This window comes from Bradyrhizobium sp. 192 (genome assembly GCF_023100965.1).
Classification (GTDB): domain Bacteria; phylum Pseudomonadota; class Alphaproteobacteria; order Rhizobiales; family Xanthobacteraceae; genus Bradyrhizobium; species Bradyrhizobium symbiodeficiens.
Genome location: NZ_CP064690.1, coordinates 2379119 through 2399284, shown reverse-complemented (window position 1 = coordinate 2399284; position 20166 = coordinate 2379119). Strand labels below are relative to the sequence as shown.

Annotated in this window: 9 protein-coding genes and 6 pseudogenes; 4 read left to right on the top strand and 11 right to left on the bottom strand. The window is 60.5% G+C overall.

What is annotated here, in order from left to right; translation table 11 throughout:
• Positions 1-102: 102 nt before the first annotated feature.
• Both xopAD and IVB24_RS10865 read right to left on the bottom strand, forming a co-directional pair.
• Positions 103-8094, bottom strand: a complete 7992-nt coding sequence (gene xopAD, locus IVB24_RS10870; RefSeq protein ID WP_247772859.1) for a XopAD/skwp family type III secretion system effector — start codon at positions 8092-8094, stop codon at positions 103-105.
• 1156 nt (positions 8095-9250) lie between these two features.
• Positions 9251-9447: pseudogene (locus IVB24_RS10865) on the bottom strand (DDE-type integrase/transposase/recombinase); the annotation flags it as partial.
• A 115-nt stretch (positions 9448-9562) separates the two neighbouring features.
• Between IVB24_RS10865 and IVB24_RS10860 the strand changes: the two are divergent.
• Positions 9563-10122: pseudogene (locus IVB24_RS10860) on the top strand (IS21 family transposase); the annotation flags it as partial.
• A 281-nt stretch (positions 10123-10403) separates the two neighbouring features.
• Here IVB24_RS10860 and IVB24_RS10855 read toward each other — a convergent pair.
• From IVB24_RS10855 to IVB24_RS10830, 6 genes and pseudogenes are all read right to left on the bottom strand, one after another.
• Positions 10404-11018 (bottom strand): hypothetical protein, encoded by a 615-nt coding sequence (locus IVB24_RS10855; RefSeq protein WP_247772858.1) that lies wholly within the window; start codon positions 11016-11018, stop codon positions 10404-10406.
• Positions 11019-11041: 23 nt separating this feature from the next.
• Positions 11042-11137, bottom strand: a pseudogene (locus IVB24_RS10850) (nucleotidyl transferase AbiEii/AbiGii toxin family protein); the annotation flags it as partial.
• Between the two features lie 466 nt (positions 11138-11603).
• Positions 11604-13242: pseudogene (locus IVB24_RS10845) on the bottom strand (DUF4118 domain-containing protein); the annotation flags it as partial.
• 105 nt (positions 13243-13347) lie between these two features.
• Positions 13348-13589, bottom strand: a pseudogene (locus IVB24_RS10840) (potassium-transporting ATPase subunit C); the annotation flags it as partial.
• A 77-nt stretch (positions 13590-13666) separates the two neighbouring features.
• Positions 13667-13939, bottom strand: a pseudogene (locus tag IVB24_RS10835) (hypothetical protein).
• Positions 13940-13947: 8 nt separating this feature from the next.
• Entirely contained in the window at positions 13948-14361 is a 414-nt protein-coding gene (locus IVB24_RS10830) for a DUF892 family protein (protein ID WP_247772857.1), read from the bottom strand.
• A 1096-nt stretch (positions 14362-15457) separates the two neighbouring features.
• Here IVB24_RS10830 and IVB24_RS10825 point away from each other — a divergent pair.
• Complete coding sequence (locus IVB24_RS10825; RefSeq protein WP_247772856.1) at positions 15458-16450, top strand: hypothetical protein; 993 nt, start codon at positions 15458-15460, stop codon at positions 16448-16450.
• Between the two features lie 415 nt (positions 16451-16865).
• Here IVB24_RS10825 and IVB24_RS10820 read toward each other — a convergent pair whose 3' ends face one another.
• From IVB24_RS10820 to IVB24_RS10810, 3 genes are all read right to left on the bottom strand, one after another.
• A complete protein-coding gene (locus tag IVB24_RS10820; RefSeq protein WP_247342204.1) occupies positions 16866-17057 on the bottom strand; it encodes a hypothetical protein in 192 nt (63 codons plus the stop codon).
• Positions 17058-17232: 175 nt separating this feature from the next.
• Positions 17233-17565 carry a hypothetical protein gene (locus IVB24_RS10815; protein WP_247772855.1) on the bottom strand — a complete coding sequence of 111 codons (333 nt, stop codon included), beginning with the start codon at positions 17563-17565 and terminating at the stop codon, positions 17233-17235.
• A 48-nt stretch (positions 17566-17613) separates the two neighbouring features.
• Positions 17614-17727 carry a Fic family protein gene (locus IVB24_RS10810; RefSeq protein ID WP_247774068.1) on the bottom strand — a complete coding sequence of 38 codons (114 nt, stop codon included), beginning with the start codon at positions 17725-17727 and terminating at the stop codon, positions 17614-17616.
• A 127-nt stretch (positions 17728-17854) separates the two neighbouring features.
• Between IVB24_RS10810 and IVB24_RS10805 the strand changes: the two genes are divergently transcribed.
• Together IVB24_RS10805 and IVB24_RS10800 are read left to right on the top strand one after the other, a co-directional pair.
• Complete coding sequence (locus IVB24_RS10805; RefSeq protein ID WP_247772854.1) at positions 17855-18055, top strand: hypothetical protein; 201 nt, start codon at positions 17855-17857, stop codon at positions 18053-18055.
• Between the two features lie 387 nt (positions 18056-18442).
• The gene (locus IVB24_RS10800; protein WP_247772853.1) at positions 18443-20023 is read left to right on the top strand and encodes a Fic family protein; all 1581 of its coding nucleotides are present in this window, start codon (positions 18443-18445) and stop codon (positions 20021-20023) included.
• Positions 20024-20166 lie beyond the last annotated feature (143 nt).

The following is a 20166-nucleotide window of genomic DNA, read 5'->3' as shown; positions in this document are numbered from 1 at the left end:
GCCAAGCGAGCGCGAGCTTACTCACAGGCAAAATGGCTGTTCTGTTCGCTTCCGCACATCGGCGATACCATTCCGGTCAGAACCGCACAGGGGAGCTGCGGCTCACCCTGGTTTTGCGCGGTGTGAACAAGTCGCCGCGATAATCTCTCTTGCCTCCGTTGACCTGGCGATCTCGGGCATTCTTGATTCATCGAAAGCTCGCAATCCAAATGCCGCAGCGGCACCGTCCTTACGATCTCCTTCGGCTCCCCAGTGGGGTATGCCCAGGGCGCCGTCGGGGATCGCAATCTCTGTGCAAACCTCTCTCGTCCGCTGCACCAGTTTCTCGGCCTGAGCTTGCTCCAAAGCATCCTCCCTTGATTGCCGCCGCAGCCTGCCGAGAATTTTATAGCTGTCGTGATTGGCAAGCTTGGCTTGATAGCTGCCTGGCGTGTGGAACTCCACTTCGAAGCGATAAGAGTCCGCCGTGGTGAGCACTGTCTTGATGCCGACGAAAGTCGGACTGCGCATTCTGAACCAGTTGGTTGTCTGGCGTTCGGTGTAGTCCCGCTCCTCGAAGGCCAGCATGGCTTTCTTGAAGGCACGTGTAAAATCCTTGTCAGGAATTTCTAAGACGTGGCGTACCGCGTTGCTGAAGAGCTGTGGGGCGCTGCTGGGTGGGATGCTCATTCCGGTGAGCTGATCTGTCATGGAGGCATGCGATTTCAAGCGGCGCTCCAGATGGGGCATCTTCACCTCGATGCCGGCTTGCGCAAGGATTCCGGCAACCTCGCGTGCCGCTGCGGTGATTTTCCTCTCTTCGGCTATAGCTCGGCCAGCCTCATTTTGAGCGCGTTCTGAGGCCTGCTCGCGGGTCAGCGTGATCATGTCAGCATCGTCAGCGGCTGGCCGGAGGCCGGACGGTTTGCGCAAAATGCCCTGCTCCGCAGCGAGTTTGATCGAGGTCTCCATGATTGAAGCCGCCAGAGTGGGGTTGTCCCTCAGATCCTCCAAGGTCGCATCGACATCAAACCTTCCGCGGGCGAGGGTCGCCGCCACGCCCTTGACGTAGGGCACGGACTTCAAGCCCGGCGTCTCGTAGAGGAGCCGCTGAAGATGACTGCTCTTCTGGAAAAAGAGGTTGGCGCCAGTATCGGATTTATAGGCGTCGGTGCCGACCTTGATGCCGAGGCTCAGCAAGTTGTTTGCGCTTTTTACGAGGTCGTCCGCATTGTAACCATCCGGGCGGGGATCGATGCGAGGAGGATAGTGGTCGAGTAAAAGCTGGATGCGGTCTCGTGGCTGAGGCGTTGCCGGATAGGTCTCCGCCAGATCCGGGAAAAGGTTGCAGAGCCTTGCGCTGAGGCTCGGGTTTGCGGCGTTCGAGCTTTCGATTATTTCGGGCAGGGGTTGCTCATTCGGCTTCACTGCCCATGCCGCTAGGTTGTCGACGAGCAACTCGGCCATTTCGCGAGCAACCAGATGTTTGGCGACCTCAATCTCGCTCCTCGCTCTCGCAAACGTGTTCTGGATATCTTGGCTACTCACCTCTTCCTGGCCCAAAAGCTGACGGATCTCTCGCCTGAGCTCGTGGTGAACGCCCTCATAGGTGCCAAAGACAGCACGCTCGGCAAACCAGCGTTGTGCTTCATGGGATTGAGCCAGAAAGTTTCGCTGCAGGCAGCTATAGGTTCCCAGGACATCCTGCGTGGCGGCGAGGATCTGGCGGGCGCGACCGAACTGGTAATTGTCGCCCTCAAGCGCCGGGGTATGCGACTTTGGCGGCTTCAGCGACGGAAGTCCGAGAGCTTGCTCCTTGCGATCGAACTGGCGCACATGCTCATAAAGCTGCGGCCGGTCGCCGACGATGACGACGGTGTCCCCGTCGAAGTCTCCGTCAAGTTTTTTCTGTTCACCGATCGGGACGGCAACCAACGAGCCCGGAGCGAACACCTCGGTAGCCTGCAGGATGCCGACGCACTCGAGCGGCGTGTCCACCTTGGCGCGGTCCTTGCTCGAGGTCCAGCTCGAATGGCATTTGACGTCCTCGGCAGACAACACCAGCCCACGGTCGGCGTAGCCGGCCGGCCACATCTTATCCGGCACAACCATCAGAATGCCTTTGGCAAAAAAAGTCGGATCGTCGCCCGCCAGTTCCTTCCCCGACTTCTGCGCGACATTGAAGCTGTATTGGATGGCTGTGCAGTTTTCGAGGAACACAGCGGTCGCGTCCCCCTCAACGGCCGACTTGACTCGCTCGGCGGCAAACGGGCGCAGATTGGGCTTGTCGTAGGGCGAGCGCCCGATCAGCACGCCGCTCGCCCCCATCAACGTCTCGCTCTTGAGCGTCGGCACATGGAGACAGTCATCGCTGGACGGTACGGCAACCGCGCCGGGACCGTCGATGTGTCCGGCCGTCACGGTGCGAAACAACTCTTCAGACGTCAACTCTCGCCCTTGTCTGCTCTCGAGCCAGGTTTTGGCCTTCTCCCGCGCCTCATCGGTCACCGGCTCGCTTCGGGGATAGTGTTGCAGCGCCGATGCGGGAACGGACATTCTTCTTCCCTCAGCAAAGGCAGGCACCCGATCAGGACCTTCCTGTCGGCGGGCGCGATTTACAGCTGGCATACGGTTGGCCAGCGAGGCCTTGATAAAACCGCAACCATCATGCGGCCGCAAGGCGATCGGGCCTTCTGGCCCAGTCAGCTTGAAGGGATGCTCCTCGCTGGCAGGACGGTCCGGCAGCAGCGACAGTTTGAAGGCGCCCTCCAGCGCGTAGTCCCGAGGACCTAGGTCCTTGATTGCCGGCGGCGCGGCAAAACCCCTGCGCTGAGTGTAATAGTATGCCTCTTTGAAAGGGGCCCAGGCACGTGACAGCTGCTCGAACGCTGTGCCCGGCGCCGTTTCGGCATACGGAATCGCCAGCAGCTTTCCCCCGGAGGACTCTGCCCTCGCCACACCTGGAAGGCGGCCGGCGATCTGCGACACGGGCTTTTTGGGCGGCTTTAACTTGCTTCCGCCGAACAGGTCCATGCGGTATGGCACACCCTGGACGGTGACCGTACGCGCCAGCATGAACGCGCTCGGCTTTCCTGGCAGCTGGACCGCGACGACGGGCAAAACCCCCGAGGTCAGGCGATGAAAAATCGAATAGCGTGTCTCGGGCTCCGTGGCCACTGGCCGGCCCTGCATGTCCACCACTGACAACTGCATAAGTCCCGCGTCACCCTGCGGAGGTCTGGGCTCGTGGGCCATGGTTCGCAACACCTGATGGACGTCGAACACGGACGCTGGATGTTGGGCCTGGACCGTCGCCGCATTCTGCGCCAAGAACGTGTCCAGCGCATCGACCGGACTCTCCGCCGCGATCTCCGCCATCAGGTTCCAGCTCATGTTGGAAAGATCGCCTTCGACGAGGCCGCCCGTTTTGTCCAAAATCTCCTTAGTCTTGCGCTGCAGCTCTTCCTGCCTCACCCGCAAATCGGACTTCTTGCCTTCGATATAGGGCCGGCGGAACAATGCCGCGAAAACCGCACGGGCCTTGAGCGTTTGATAGATCGACAAGGCGGGGCAACGGCTCGAGTACGGCCCTCGGGCTCGCTCGGCATCGCTTGCTTTGAGATGCCCCTCGATCTTGTGCTCGACGATCGGTTGAATGTCGTTCAGCAAGTTTAAAGCCCGCCTCCGGTGCCAGCGCAGGTGCGGGCTGCGCGCCAGCGGCAGGAGAGCGACGCAGAGAGTACCCATGGTTTCGAGGTCGTTCTCAGCGGCAAAGCCAGGGGCACGATGCAGTTCCGCCAGCCGGTCTAACCCCGTGCGTGCGAGCAAACCGAGATCGTCAAACAATTGAGCCTTAGCCAGCGCTTTGAAAATCATGGCGATGTTCAGAACCTGGGTCTGCTCCAGGCGATCACTGGCATAGTGAAGGTAGTGGGCCATACCGTGCAGCCGATTCTTCAGCAGAGCGGTCTGTATGATCTCTCCAGTGCCCTCTCCCCTCGTGACACCTCGCCCGAGAGCATTGGCTATCATGCTGAGCTGAGTTGTGGTGAACGCTCCGAATCGGAGGTCTCCCGAGCCGAGTTTGCCCGCTATGTCGATTATCGCCCCATGGCACACCGCCTCTTCCGGCCACTTGCTAAAGCCGTTCACCAGGATCGCCAGTTCCCGCGGAGTAAAATCAGAGAGCCGGTTGTCACGGCGAGAGACCTCGTTGGCAATCGCGACTGTGGCTTGGCGAGCGTCCTGCTCTTGCAGCCACTTGCTGAAACCGTTCACCAGGTTCGCTAGACCCTGCGGAGTGAAATCAGACAGCCGGTCGGCGCGAAGGACCTCATGGGCGATTACAACGGTGGCCTGACGTGAGTTCTCCTCTTGTGGGCACTTGCTAAAGCCGTTCACCAGATTCGCTAGGTGCTGAGAGGTAAAATCGGAGAGCCGGTCGGCGCGGCGAAGCACCTCACCGGCGATCACAACGGTGGCGTGACGTGAGTTCTCCTCTTGTGGCCACTTGCTGAAACCGTTCACCAGGTTCGCCAGACCCTGCGGATCAAACCCAGAAAGCCGGTCTGCGCGGCGACAGACCTCACCGGCGATCGCCAGCGTGGCTTCGCCACAGCCCGTCTCGTCAGGCCACTTGCTGAAACCGTTCACCAGGTTCGCCAGACCCTGCGGATCAAACCCAGATAGCCGGTCGGCGCGGCGACAGACCTCACCGGCGATCGCCAGCGTGGCGTCGCCACAGCCCGTCTCATCAGGCCACTTGCTGAAACCGTTCACCAGGTTCGCCAGACCCTGCGGATCAAACCCAGACAGCCGGTCGGCGCGGCGACGGACCTCGTCGGCTATTTCAACTATAGCGCTGCGGCAGTCTGTCCTTTCCGGCCACCTGCTGAAGCCGTTCACCAAGCTCGACAAGTGCTGGGGAGTAAAACTGGAGAGCCGGTCCGCTCGGCCAGCGCGGCGACGAACCTCGTCGGCGATTGCAAGTATAGCGTCGTTGCACTTCGCCCCCTCCGGCCAACTGCTGAAGCCGTTCACGAGGTTCGACAAGTGCTGGGGAGTAAAATTGGAGAGCCGGTCGCCGCGGTGATGGACGACCTCGTCGGCGATTTGAACTATAGCGTCTCGGCAGTCCTGCGGCCACTTGCTGAAGCCGTTTACCAAGTTCGCCAACGCCTGTGGATCAAAATCAGAGAGCCCGACATCGCGGCGGCCCGCGCGGTAACGGACCTCGACGGCGATTTGAACTATAGCATCTCGACAGTCCTGCGGCCACTTGCTGAAGCCGTTCACCAGGTTCGCCAACGCCTGTGGATCAAAATCAGCGAGCCAGACATCGCGGCGACCCGCGCGCCGACGGACCTCGACGGCGATTGCCCTCATTGCACCGCGACACTCCGCCTCTCCCGGCCACTTGCTCAAACCGTTCACCACGGTAGCCAAGTTCTGCGGACCAAAGTCAGAGAGCCAGACGTCGCGGCGGCCCGCGCGGTGACGGACCTCGCTGGCAATTGCCCTTATAGCACCGTGACACTCCGCCTCTTCCGGCCACTTGCTCAAACCGTTCACCACGATAGCCAGGCTCTGCGGACCAAAATCAGAGAGCCCGGGAGCGCGGCGTCGAATCTCAGCGGCAACTGCTATTGTGGCCTCACGAGAGTTCTCCTGTTCCGGGCACTTGCTGAAGCCGTTGACCAGCAGGGCGAGACTTTGAGCGTTGAGCTCCGAAAGTGCTCCGCGTTGCTCACGAAAAAATCTGGCGATTCGGATCATTCCATTGCGACATTCCGCCACCCCGGGATATCGACTGAACGACAATACGAATAGGGAAAGCGTTTTGCTTTCGACGTCGTTTAGTGCATTGCCGAGGCTCGACACCTGAGCTGCCATGGCCCTGCACGCTTCCACGCCTGCCTGACCTCCAGCCTCCCGGCTCATGGTGTTGCATGAGGTGGCGTACCCCCATGTATTCCGGGCGCGGATATCTTGTTCCCATCTTGGGACAAATTCGCGTTTGAACTCGGAAGCGGCCTTTTGCAGGAATGTTGCGTGGTCCGCTCGACCCTGCAGCTTCCTGTCATACTCCACCACAGCGCACGAGAATTTAGTGATGTCGCCAGCGAAGGAAATGTCATGTAAAGCGTTATTAAGTAGGTTTTCCGAGTATCCACGCTTGAAGCTCTGTTCGGCTACATGGACGAAACGCCGCCTTCCCGGTCCTGCACCCGGGTCGGACTCCGTTTGCCTATGGGGTAGCACCGTGTCTGGTTGCGAGCTTCTGGATCCTTTATTGCCGAGCCAGGGTTTGTCATCAGAACCTAAAAAGGTTTCTTCTCGACCTGGCGCTCCACCCTCCGGCACTGGGGGAAAACCGCACCGTCGTGCAGTGGCTTCACCTGGCGCAGCGCCCAGGATCCGATGTGCGCCAACGGAGGGTCCGGAAGATCTGTCGCCAAGGGCATCATCGGCACCGCGCGCAATGCGAGCGAAGGACTTCCTTCTATCTTGAGGCCCAGAGTGCATCCGCTCGGCGGAATCGAATGATTGGCTGCCTTCCCCAGGGGCAAGACTTGATTCCGGGTTCGCCGCCTTCGCCAGTCCCTGCGCCTCGGACAACTTCATCTTGAGCCGGACTGTTTTCTCGTGCACTTCGTGCACATGCGCAGGCGTGAGCAGGCCGCGTCGACCAGGCTCTTCCAGCGGGTCCAGACAGGCCTGCATCTCGGCGGGCTGCGTCTGCAGGCGCTCGACCACGATGCCCACTACGTGATCGGCGTCCTCGGGCTTCATCTGGCGCGCTTGCGAGACGGTCCTTTGCTGACCAGCCAGATCGAACTGCAAAAGTTCGTCCGACCGCTTGACCAGTGGCGCCAACGCCTCCGTCGATGCCGGGGCCTGCCAGACCGCCGAGTGTGCCGCCGCCGACGACGCACTCGCATGCGCCTCCTTGGCGCTCACAAGCTTCTTCGTACCTAGATCCGAGCGCACGAGAACCTTGTCCGCCGGCGCGGTGTCGCTGTCGCCCGCGGCGACTTGCGGCTCGGGCCGCCCGGCCGAACTCGCGGCATCAGCAGCCGGCTTGCGGTTGCCTTTCCCCTCCCTGCGCGCAGCGGTGCCTTTGGCCGCCGCTGCCTTGCCGGCAGTGTCGGCCGGTACCGTAGCGCCAGCGTCGGCAGGCGATGCAATGATGGCTGACGTTTTCAGCTGCAGTGCCAGGAAGTGCATGACCTCGTGCGCAGTGATCCGTGCGTCGTCTACGATCTGGCCCAACAGTTCGAATGGCAGGCTGGCACCTGTTCGGTTATCGCTTAGCTTGGCAAGGATGTCGTCGTGCAACGCCAACGCAAATTCCGAAAGCCGTTCCATGACTCCTTCCAGAACGGTGCAGTGCTCTGCGTCGAGTGCCGCTCCGTCGTTGTGCAGAACGGCTTCCTCCGTCGAGAGGAATGCCGGATTAACATCCTGGACAAAGGTCCCGAGCAGATGCACCCCCCCGTTCTCACCCATGAGGGCGTCCCTCACGGCCGGTTCAAACGTGCTCGCCTGAGACTCAATCATAAGCTGCGCGAGCGCAATCCGCGATTGCAGACGCATGTACCCCGCATGAAGTACCAAGCCGGTATTCAGGCGTAGTGCGGCCTCTTCGGGCTTCCGCATCTCGGGCGTCGTGCTTGGCAAGTTGGAGGTGGCCTCGCAGACGGACACCATCCGTTCCGAGCGCAACAGCTTCTTTCCCCACCACTCCATGCAAGCCGCATGCTCCTTCGCCACACTGGAAGCCACTCGGCTCAGCTGGTCGGGGGTAGCGTTGGATTCGAAAATCCGCTGGAACAGGGCTGCCGAATTCTTTCTGCGCTCTTGCAAGGCGGCGATAGTCGATGAGGCCAGTGCGTTGCATTGGTGGGCCGCATCGAGCACGGCATAGCGGTATCGACGGACCTCAGCGTCGGACAGAATGCTCCGCGCCACGGCCGGGCGCAGCCTCGCGTAGTACTCCAGAACTGCCGAACCTGCTTTGATGAACCGATCGCTCAGCTCTTGCGCCTCCTCCGAGTTCTGGGCGTGCAAGGCCGCATTACGGCAAGCGTCAAGTTCCTCAACCAGGCGATCCATGTGTCGCTTTGTTGCGTTGATTTCTTCCTCTGATGAGGAAATGGAGACTGCCACACCCGAAGTTGGCGGCTGGCTGGCGACCGGCGTTGTGTCTCCACCCTCCGACACTGAGGGAAAGCCGCGCCGCCGCGCAGTGACTGCACGTGGCGCAGCGCCTAGGATTCGATCTGGGCCAACGGAGGGACCGGAAGACCTGTCGCCAAGGGCATCGTCGGCACCGCGCGCCATGCTAGCGGAGGGCGTCCCTCTATCTTGGGGCCCAGAGCGCATCCGCTCCACGACGGAATCGAACGATTGACTGCCTTCCCCAGGGGCTAGGCTTGAGTGCGAGCGTGAACTGCTCGATCCGGCTCCAGCATCCCCAATGCGCGATCTGCCAGATCGGCCAATGCCCGTCATATTCCATCTCTGATAAAGGCGAGAATCGCTGCTTATGATGTTGCGGGCTGATGTCGCTCAGCCATGGTGTATCAAGGCTTTGGCCCATAAGTGCAATCGCCCAGATGGCGCATGGCATGAGGTCTGAGGAACCTGCGGCATGTTTTCGGCAACCGTCATGGTCAGCCCGGACCCGAGACGGCGCGGCCTAGATCCTGGCCAAAGTACACGCCAGCAGCCCAAGATCGGCCGAGACTGGCACGCGATCGCATCACGCCGCACTCGCTATCCTCAGTTTTTCAGAGACAGAGTGGAGGTTTGATTGCGCGCTGCCTTTCACCGGGACCGTTCTTCGTCCATCTACGCGAAGATGAATTGCCGGTAGAACCACTCCGGCCAAATGCATCCGGGCAAACAGGTTCGCGAATCTTTGGCTTCCTACGTCCGTTTGCCCGGTGGCTCCCGACTGATTCGCTTCGTCAGCTTCGCCACCGTAGTGGACATCGAACGAGGCACCAATTCGACCATACATGATGATTGGCACTCCTGCGTTTGCATTGGGTTCAGGCTGATGAGGCGCGGCAGGCCTAGATAGACCGTCTGGCTGACGATTGGCTGACGGAGGCGTTCTCCCGGACCGATAAAGAAAATCCGAGACCTGGCTCAAGCGTTAATGAATCGGGCTGCGGCCTACACCGGCCGGCGAAGGCCGCAGGTCAGGCCGCCTGGGCCTGCGATCGGGCGCTGTCACCTTATCTGAGGAGCGTCTTGAGCTGGCTGGGACGAAGAGATTACGGAAGGTTGAGAATATCGAGACGAAGCGCTGCAGGCTTCCCCGGCGAACGGAAGCCCTGCATCGTCCGCTCCCGCTTTCGCAGCGGCAAATGGGAATTCTCCACCCTATTGTTGAAGCCCCTGTGCGCGGTGCTCGGCATCCGGCATGACCTGCCGTTTCGGCGCTCAATAGGACCGCAGTGTGATTTTTCATGGAATAAGGACCCTGCTTGAGGGGTCGTTTTCATCCAAACGGGCCCCCCTTAACGCAGGGGCGTGACACTGCTTCCGGTTTCATCGGAGGCATTTGTTTTGGATGTTGGTTGTGAAGCCGATTGCAAAGATGAGCCGGCTTTCGCTGGTTCATATCCATCAAGCAGATCTGCCGGGAATTGAAGGTCTCTCGGGAGGTGGTCCGCAAGGTCCTGCGTTCGGGGCAAACGGAGTTCCGCTACGTGCGCAAGCATCAGCCGTTGCCTCGGCTGGGTGCATGGCGCGATGAGCTTGAGTGGCTTTTGGCGACCAATGCGACGAAGCCGTCGCGGGAACGGCTGACGCTGATCCGGATTTTTGAGCAGCTTCGTGATCTTGGTTATGACGGCAGCTACAGCTCGGTCTGGCGGCATGTGCGGGCCATTGAGGAAGAGCGGGGCAGCGCCGCCGCGATCCGTATGTTCCGCTGATCTTCGCGCCGGGCGAAGCCTACCAGTCACTGGAGCCACGAGATCGTTGTTCTGAACGGGGTGACGCGACGGTGAAGGTGGCGCATATGCGGCTGTGCCATAGCCGGATGTTCTTCGTCAGTGCTATCTGCGCGAAAGCCAGGAGATGGTGTTCGACGCGCACGATCGGGCGTTTGCCTTCTTCCGGGGCACCTGGGAGCGGACGCCGGGCGGCGGCTGGCAATGGGCGTCCTCGTCGGTCGAGCATCTGCTCGATCACGCGAGGCGTCTCGGTTTAACGGTGCACGAACCCGCTGACGGCTGAAACGGGCATCCGCCGCCGTTCTCCCGCTCTCCCGTTTCGTCCTGGTGTGACAAATAAGGAGAAATTCTACTCTCCCTCTGGCGTAACGTCGGAGCCTGCCCACAAGCGCGGAAGACCGGCGTTGTGATTCCTGATGTTCAGAGCCTTCCATTGCAGCGCGGGGAAGTTCTCTATCGCGTGCTTGACGGCGGCATCGCCTTGGAGACTGCTGACGTCGATCCGTCCCTCTTCGTAGAGAGCATCAAGGAACGACATCTCGCCGCGATCATGTTCGAACAAGGGCGCCAGTCGTTCTTGCCATTCGGCCAGCACGAGCTCGCACCAGGCTTCGGGCGGCCGTCCTTGTCGAACATGTCGCTCTTCACGACGGTCAGCAATTTTCCGCGGAGTTCGTTGGTGTCGTAGCTATATCCGTCCAGCGAGGCCGTCCGCCAGTTCAGGTCCCGTGTGGCCGCCCCGATCGCGAGCGTAGCGAGCTTGACCTGTTTCCAATCCAGCCCGCGGATGTGCAGCAGGCGCCATGCGTCGTAGAGATCGCGCGATGCGCAGCGCGCGGCCATCGCGACGCCTTTTCCGGCGGCGCTCTCGCGCAGATCCACGACGGCGTGCGGTACATGTAGTTGACGTCGACCTCGATCGTGCCGGGCCGCCGATGGGCCGAAACGTACCTGAAGCGCCACTTTTCGCCGGCGTGTTCGTCGCGCGGGGTTCGGAAGAGTTCGTAGCCGTAGTTCCCCATAAGGAGCGGCAGACGCTTTCATGATGAGCGCCTCGTCGGCGAGCATCGTTTTTTCCGATCTTCGGCACCGACGTAGTTCAAGTCGATATCCACCGACAGACGATCGAGACCGAGATAGAACAGGTTGAGCGCCGTACCTCCTTTCAAAGCGAAGAGATGGCCGATCTCCCTGTCCTTGGTGGGGCCGGTCGAGCACGTCTATGAGGCGGACCACGCGTTCGATTGTCGCGGCTTCGAATGACAGTTCACTGGAAAGCTTCTCCAGGCGTTCTACCGAGATCATGGCGCCATTTCAGGAGAGCCACCTTCGAACGAAGGATGGAGGAATTCGCTAGGCAGCACTACGTTCCATTCCGGATGAGCCTCGCCGGCCTGGGACGTCGTGCCTAGCACCGCGCTCGGCGACGACGGTGCCGACCGTTTCAAATCCTTCAGCATCTCGTCGTCGACGAAGAGGTGTTCGCGACGGCTCTCCAGCCAGCAACCGAGGATACCAGCGAGCGACTGGTTCTCGCGAGCTGTCGTCAACCCGACGAGCTTGGTCGTCGAGGGCGCGCACGGTCTGTAGCGCGTTAGAGAGTTCTTCGGTGCCCGCCGCCAGGTCGGGCCGCTCGACGCAGTCGACGATGGTGCCGATGACGCCGATCAGCCCGCGGCCGGTCGGCAAAAACAGCCGCTTGGCGCCCGGCAGCGTATCCGAGCCGCGTTCGGCCGGGCGATCGTTGGACCAGGTCCAGTTCGCCGCTGCAAGGTCGGCCCTGTCGAGTTCATCCTCAGGCGGATAGCCGGATACCGTGAGCACGCCGTCTTCCGGCAGCAGCAGCACGACGCGTACTTTCAGCATCAGCGCGGTCTGATAGGCGGTCGCCCACAGCACGTCGTCCAGCGTCGCGGTGCCCGCAAGCTTGCGGCTGAAGGCGTAGAGCGATTCGGTGGTGCGGAGCCTGCCGATCGCCGTAACCGCCTGGGTGCGGACCCGCGCCGCGAAATTGGAGACCAGGATCGCAATCAGCATGAAGAAGAAGAAGGCGGCGACGTTGGTCGGTTCGGTGATCGTGAAGGTGTAGATCGACGGCAGGAAGAAGAAATTGTAGCACAGCGAGGCCGCGACGCTGGCGCAAGGCCGACGGCCACGACCAGCAGCACCATCAAATACGGTTTTGGATCGAACGGTTTGGATCGTTCCGCGTTGCGTACCGTTTTCTTTGGAACAGGCTCGGCGGCGAGCTCCTCGCCGGCAATGACATTGACGCTGATATTGCGGCGCGCCGCACCAGATCATGCACCACCGAACCGCGCATCAGCTCGAACCACCATGGGCGCGCCGACTTGCTGATGATGATCTGCGTCACGTTATTGGCATGGGCGAACTGAACGACATCATCGGCGATGCGGCGGCCGACACCGGGAATGGTGATGGACTCGCCGCCGAGCGATTCGGCCAACCGCATCGTGTCGGCCCAATCGGTCGCGCGGCCCGTCGGTCAGTTGCAGGCTGCGCCGCGTCTCGATGGTGACTGCGGTCCAGGGCGCATGCAGCCGGTCCGCCAGCCGCTTGGTGTAGCGCACCAGGCCCGCGGCGCGCGGATCCTCGCTGAGGCACACCAAAATGCGCTCGCCCGCGGCTCAGGGACCGGCAATGGCATTGGCCTGCATGTGGGTGAGCAACTGCTCGTCGACCCGCTCGGCGGTGCGGCGCAACGCCAGCTCGCGCAGCGCGGTCAGATTGCCCGGCGAGAAATAATGCTCCAGATCGTCGGGCGTGAGATCGATCAGCTCGATCGCGTCGGCGCGGTCGAACATCTTGTCCGGTACGGTTTCGCGCATCCGTACATGCGTGATCTGCGCGACCACGTCATTGAGGCTTTCGATGTGCTGGACGTTGACCGCCGTGTAGACGTCGATGCCACGGGACAGCAACTCCTCGACATCGAGATAGCGTTTGGGATGACGGCTGCCCGGCGCGCTGGTATGAGCGAGTTCGTCGACAGGGCGATCTGCGGACGGCGCGCGATCAGGTCCATTTCCTCCAGCGTCTGGTCCTTGTAGCTCAGCCGCTTGCGCGGCAGCACTTCCAGCCCCTTCAGCAGCGCTTCGGTCTCGGGCCGCCCGTGGGTTTCGACCACACCGATGATGACATCGATGCCCGCCTTCAGCCTTGCATTCGCGCTTTGCAGCATCTCATAGGTCTTGCCGACACCGGGCGCGGCACCGACGAAGATCTTCAGTTTTCCGGCTTGATCGCCCTCCCGCCGCGCGGCCTCCAGCAACGCGTCCGGCGCGGGTCTTTTTTCATGATCGTGGCCGGCTTAAACCATACGGCAATATAGTCCTGACACTGGATAGTCCTCACACTGGGCTCGGCCTAGCTGGTCTCATTTGGACGCCGCGGCATCCAGCGCCAGATTGAGGGCCAGAACGTTAACCCGGAGCGCCCAGCAAGAGCCGCCCTATTCCGGTGCCGCGGGTGGCGAAGGCGCGGAAGTTTTCCGGCGAAATATCCGGATCGAGCCCGCTGGCCGAGGTGGTGACGAGGTCGACCGGAACGGACAAGGGTTTTCGGCCTTCACTTCTCGAGGGTATCTTCCTTGACCCGGTCGGCCAGGGCCTTGCTGGTCGAGCTGACTGCACCACTATGCCGGCCAGAGTATTCGCGCTCCAGATACTGCGACGTGGCCCCTGCTTCAGATCCGCTTAGTCGCGAGACGGCTGCTTGGCAGGCGGGCCGCTCTTACTTCCCGGCAACCCTTTAACGTCAGATGGGTCCTGCGCCTGAACCGTCGGATTGCGCTGGTCTGTCGCGGAGCTGGAGCCAACCGTCTCTCATGGTTTGACAGCAGGACCGTTCTTGTTACCCGGCTGACCTGGTATTCCGGCGCCGGAGTTCTGCGCACTCGGAGCAGATGAGACATCTGGCTTGTTCGTTTGCCCGGATGCCGCTGGAGATAAAACCGTGATTTCGGTCATGATCCGCCTCATTGTGTTTCCCTCCTTAACCAGGAATTATGCCTCATCAGAACGAACGCGCTCCTCCAGAGCGCGTTCCGACCGGGCGCAAAGTTAACCAAATGCCGGAAGGGCAATTGCCCGAGTGCAATCCTCCGTACCATGGTATCGCCAGCACCGCTGACCAAAGGCGATGCGCCGGCTTTACCTGCAAGATCAGGCGGCCTCACGTTGCTCGTGCTCCACATACTCCACCGTACGTTTGCGTCTATCCATTGGGCCATCCGCTCCTCTTCCTTCGATGTCGCCTCGAGCGGCGGCCGCGCTGAATCCATTCCGGTCGCGGGGCAGAGAGCCAGGAGAGACTTATAAGCAGCGATTTCGAAGGGCTCGAAAGCATTGTTGGTAAACGTATTGTTCAGAATTTCGTCCAGCCATCGCATGCGCCATGGCCTGCAGGTTTGCCCTCGCCGGTAGCGCCGTTGTCTTGGCACTGGAGGTGCTCTCCCCACAAGCCTGCAGGCAGTCCTTCAGTCGCTTGAGTTGTTCATTGGCTTCCTGCAGGTGCCGAAGGCCGACATATGTCGCGCGCGTTGTTGCTCATAACGGTATCCTTTGGCTTTGTCGCACCGTCCCATCGGTTCCCGCAAACACATCAGAGAAGGACTCGTTCCAAGCTCGTCTGAGCCGGCCAGCACTGATGCCGTCCCAGCCGTTGCCCAGCTGTGCGGACGGAAATCGGCGTTGCTCAGTCGCGAAAGAAGTCACTGACAGGCACGCCGCAGCGAGATCGACGGCCGGCCGCTAAGCGCATCCGCGACCTGGCCAGACGACCTTTTGGAGTATCCCGCTTAGAGGCGGCGCGCCATTGAGAGGTGGTGCCGCAAACGGGGCAGAGCGGTCCGCGCGAAGCTGACGAGACGCGTGTGGTCCCCGGTCGCTGCATAGGAGGAAAAGAGCGCGACCGCCTTCCGATGGCCGGAAATCATGAGGGTTCCCCCTGGTTCGACAGCTTTGAGCCGGAACGGCGCTCCGGTTATTCCGAAGCCGCGGAATTTGCACACGCTGGCACCGCGATCGCAAGTGTGCTTGCCACGATGGCGATGGCAAGAGTGGATTCCTGAAGCGTTTTCACGGGCATCCTCTCTTGGACTTGTGAATTCATTGACTGCCCCCACTCATGCGGCGAGGGGAGCGATCAGAAGCTCAACTGGGGCGATCACAAGGGATTGAGACAACCGAGCTACCTCATGGCCGAGGCTCCCAATCCTGGCGCCAATAAACGGAAGCCCCGGCTTGGCGCGCGCCGCTCCCTTCAGTCTCGGACGTCCGCGGAGTCCACTCCCTCAGGGGAGAGTAGGCCAAAATACAACCATACTCGCAGTACAGAATAGGGAGCGGCGACACAGAGCGCCGACCGACTGCTAAGGCCCGACTGCGGCGGGGGTTTCTCCTCCTTTACCCCGCCGCGCCCGAAATCAGATCTGCTGCAAAACGTCGGGCGTCCTCTTCTTTCCTCGCGCAATCAAGGAACAAGACTTGACAGTTCAAATCGGCGTCAATGGCCACTCCATGTTTGCCTCCGGGGCGTACCGCCAGATCAATGACGAGGACGTCTTCAAGACGCTCGCCGCACATAAACTCAAGCGATACCGCCTGACCATTCCTCTGGCGGCTGACACTGATCCATGGGTAGCGACGCGCTTCACCTCGATCGTGGGCCTTGCCGCCAACTATGGCGTCACTCTTGAACCTGTTCTGGCGCTTCCGCTAATGTGGGGCGACAAGACCGATGCCGGCAAGTATCCTGCCGGCGAAGCTGCTGCGATCTACTCCCAGGGCTACAATCGGACCCTGGCGTTTGTTCGCCAGTTCGCATCTTCAGTCGGCGACTGGGAACTTGGTAATGAGATCAATCTGACCGTCCGTGATGCCAACGGCTCTCCGTTGTTCGGCAAGGGGTGGACCTCTGCCGAGTTCGCGGCATATCCGTCGATGGCCGACTTCGCCAATCTCTTGCGGGGAATGTCGGACGCGATCGAGCAGGTACGCCGCGACACCGGCAGAAACCTTCGGCGCATCGTCGGCACCACATCGACGATGTTCGGCTACATCGACTTCATGAAGGCGAATGGCGTCAAGGTCGATGTGCTCGGCTATCACTATTACGAGCATGCCGGCGTGGACCCGACGAACTACTGGGGCGGAGTTCGTCCCAATTTCAACCTGTTCACAAAGCTGTCGAGCTACGGCGTTCCAGTCGCCATCAATGAGATGAACGGCGCCGAGATCTACGACTCAACGTTCGTCAACACCTCGACGTCTGCCTCGATGTCGGCCTGTAACTCAAACCTGGATGCGATGCTGGCGAAGTTCTCTCAGTATTCGTTCATCGAGTGGATCGATCTCTACGAGCTGATCGACGAGCCGGACAAGACTGGTCCCGAAGGTCGGTTCGGGTTGATGTTCAATCTGTCGACCCCGAAGCCGCTCATGTCGACGGTTGACAAGTATACGGGTGGCCCCCAGTAGGCCCCACCCTGCACCAGCACCGACACCAGCTCCCGTATCGCCTCCGGCGCCGACCATATCCGTGTCCTACCGATGCTCCTGCGTACGGGGCATCGGTCATTTCGTTTTCCTGTCGATCACCATGATCGCTTCAGCAACCTCAATGACCGCAACCGCGCATCCGGCATCGGCCTGTTCAATGCCGGTCGCCAGCTTGGCTGGTCTCATGGGAGCAGCCCTGCTCCACAGATCGATCGACGATACCCGACCTGTCGGCTTGGAAGCTCGCGGTTCAGAGCGGCACGCTCATTGACTCAACGCTCTTTGGCCTGTGAGAGACCAATCCGTCCTTCATCGCGCTCCGCGAATGTCTCCCCAGCCCTCGCTTGTTCAGCAAAGGCCACAATGCTTGCTTCCGTTTCGGCGATCTGAGTCTTCATCTGTTCGGGACGCGCGGACCATCCGCCGCCATGCGCCTGATGCGGTCGATTTCTTCGGCTGTCTGAGCCTGCACCTCATCGGATAGAACGTGAGGGGGCGGCAATGCGCAGAGCTTCTCGAACTCATCGCTTTCGCTCTGGAGCACGATCAACGAGTAGTCGGAAAATACGATGAGGGCATCGACCATCTCGTCGGTCTCGTCTAGGATCAAAACTCACGTACGCGGCGAGCCTTTGGATCATATTTTGTGGCGGCCGCTGAAGAGGATTCTGATTCGACATCCAGGCTATGATCCAATGAAGATGACAGAGGCTCAGCTCGCTGTTCCGGAGTCGTTCGAGAAGGCCGTTTGATAAAGCTCCTCAATCTTTGACTTCGTCTGGCGTTAATTGGGAGAATTCGTTGTCACGGGCGCGCTTTGAGAGTCGCCCTTCATTCTGTTGCAAGAATCCAAAGAGATTGTTGAGGGTGCGCTCCGGCATGTCGATCATGTTTTCGACGCCCGCCCGGAATGTATCGAAGCTCCGCAAGAACCGGATTTCCTTCGGAAGATCCTGTTCGATGGTCCTCTGCACGCATTCGTACAGAAACTCCGCGTGCGGCGTTGCATCGAAAAAGCGGTAAACGTCAGCCGTATCGTTCAGGACCTTGACGTTGCCCTGTGGAGTAGGCTGCCATTGGACGCATGGCAGCAATCTACTCGAATAGCTTTCTAATCCGTCCTTGTATTCGGCGATTTTGTCTTAGGATGGCGGCTGAAACCGGAAAGTGGATGCCGCCGGATTGAATCCGTCGTGCCAGGTGCGGCCATTGCCGTCCTCGAATGGATGGATGTAGACGAACCCGAAGGCCAGCACGGCGGCAGCCACAACGGGGGTCAAGCTCAATTGACGAGGCCTGGTCGAACGCGATCAATCCGTGGACGAGGGAGGCGATATCTTCGTGAGGCGCGCTGATATGGTCGGGAATGGGTCTCTGCGTCTCGTGGGCATGCTCACCGACGAAACCGCCTTCCTTCCGAAAGCCGAGCTTCACGAAACGCTCATCACCGATGACAATGCGGTGCAGGCGCAAGAACACCGTCTCATCGAGCGGCGTCCATCCTGCTTCGCCGATGACCCTATCCCACCGCTGGATAAGATCCTGCGGCGGCTTCTCGCCTTCGATGACGCAGCTCGATTTTGAATCCTTGAGGAGAAGGGTCAATTGCGCGGGCCCGCCGCAACGCTCTGGCCATGGCGCCTGGCTCGGAACGTCGGCGCGCCCGTCAGGATCCGGCCCGATGGGCGTCGATGTTGTTCAGGAGGACTCGCTAAGCGTAGGCATAACCGGGTTCCTTGCCGATCGGCGGCCACATTCTCAGCCAGACAAGCACCTTAACGTCGGCCTTCCACCGGAAGGCGCTCTAGCCAGGTCTAGCTCGGCTTCTCGGCCTAAGCGCCTTGCAATAATTTATTGTAATTACGCAACTGAATTTTATTGAGAACGCCAGCATAATACTATTGATATTGAACAGCGTTATATTATTGTATTCGCAGGACATCAAACTATCGGAACCTCGCGAGCTGGAACATGCCCACTCTCCACGACAAACTCGCCCAGTCCCTCACTGAGCTGAAGACCCTCAGCAACGGCGGAAATCGACGAATCTTCCGGAGCGACGAACTTTCGCGCACCCACCGCGAACGGCTGGTGAAGGCCGGGTTCCTGAAGGAGATCATCAAAGGATGGGTGCTGATGACGCGGCCCGAGGAGCGGTCAGGCGACAGCACGTCGTGGTACTCGTCGTTCTGGGAGTTTTGCCGCGCCTACTGCAACGAGCGCTTCAAGAGTGACTGGGTCCTCTCGGCAGAAAGCTCAATCCCGCTACTTGCAGAAAATCTCAACGTTCCGAAGCAGATCGTGATCGCGGCACCGACCGCCAATAACCAAACCCAGCCCCTTCTCCATGGCACCTCCCTTTATCTGTACAAGGCGACCAAACTGCTGGTGACCCCGGTCAAGACCGCCGGGGTCCAGACCTTTCCGGCGCCGGAGGCGATCTGCGCTGCCGCGCCAGCTTTCTGGCAGACGCAGAAGAACGACGTCATCGCCCTGCTCGGTTCGCAGAGGAATGCCAGCGCAATCCTAAAAGTCCTCCTGGAAGGCGGACATGCGGCCGCGGCGGGGCGCATCGCCGGGGCGTACCGACTGCTGGGCAACACGCGGGCCGCCGACGATATCGTCACCGCGATGACGGCGGGCGGGCACGATGTCAGGGAAGATGCCGATCCATTCAAAGCGCCGGTACCGATGCAGCTTCCAAGCCGGGCCACGCCACCAATCATGACGCGAATCCGTCTCATGTGGGCGGAGATACGCGAAAAGGTGTTAGCAAATTTCAAGCTTGAGCCGCGGCGTATCAACGATCATGACGGATATCTGGCCGCGATCGACGAACGGTACACCTCGGACGCGTACCACTCGCTTTCTATCGAAGGCTACTCGGTCACGGAGGAACTGATCGAGAAGGTGAAGACCGGGAAATGGGATCCCAACGGCAGCGATGGAGATCGCAAACAAACGGATGCAATGGCCGCGAAGGGCTACTGGGATGCGTTCCAACTGGTCCGTGGCGCGGTGGCCCGCGTGCTCAACGGCGAGGACGCCGCCGAGATCGCCGATCGAGAGCACCTCGACTGGTACCGGGCCCTCTTTCAGCCCTCAGTTCAAGCCGGCATCATCAAGCCCAAAAACCTCGCCGGTTATCGAACTCACTTCGTTTTCATCAGGAACTCGGGACACACACCGGTCGCTTGGGAATCGGTACCTGACGCCATGGAGGCTTTTCTTGATTGCCTGAAGGAGGAGAAGGATCCGCGCGTGAGAGCTGTGCTCGGACACTTCATATTCACCTTCATACACCCTCTTCCAGACGGCAATGGCCGAACGGGCCGCTTCCTCATGAATGTCATGATGGCATCGGGAGGACTGCCTTGGACAATCATTCCCGTCGGCAGACGCGACGAATACATGCGGGCACTCGAGAGCGCGAGCGTACAAGGTGATGTCGGTCCCTTCGCCGCATTCCTGGCAGACTGTTGTCGTCGTGAACCGCCTCCGCCCCGGCAGAGCCTTCCGGGAGAAGTCCAAGCACTGGCGGACCTCGGTTGAGGATCGCGCCGGACTAGGGCTCGGCAAAAAGCCCAGTGCCACCAAATCGCGCGCGCACGTTGCGAGCCATCGCACGGCGAGATGCCGACGTGACCGGCGCCCGTGGGCTAACCTCGAAGCGCGCGCGATCATGATCGGGATGA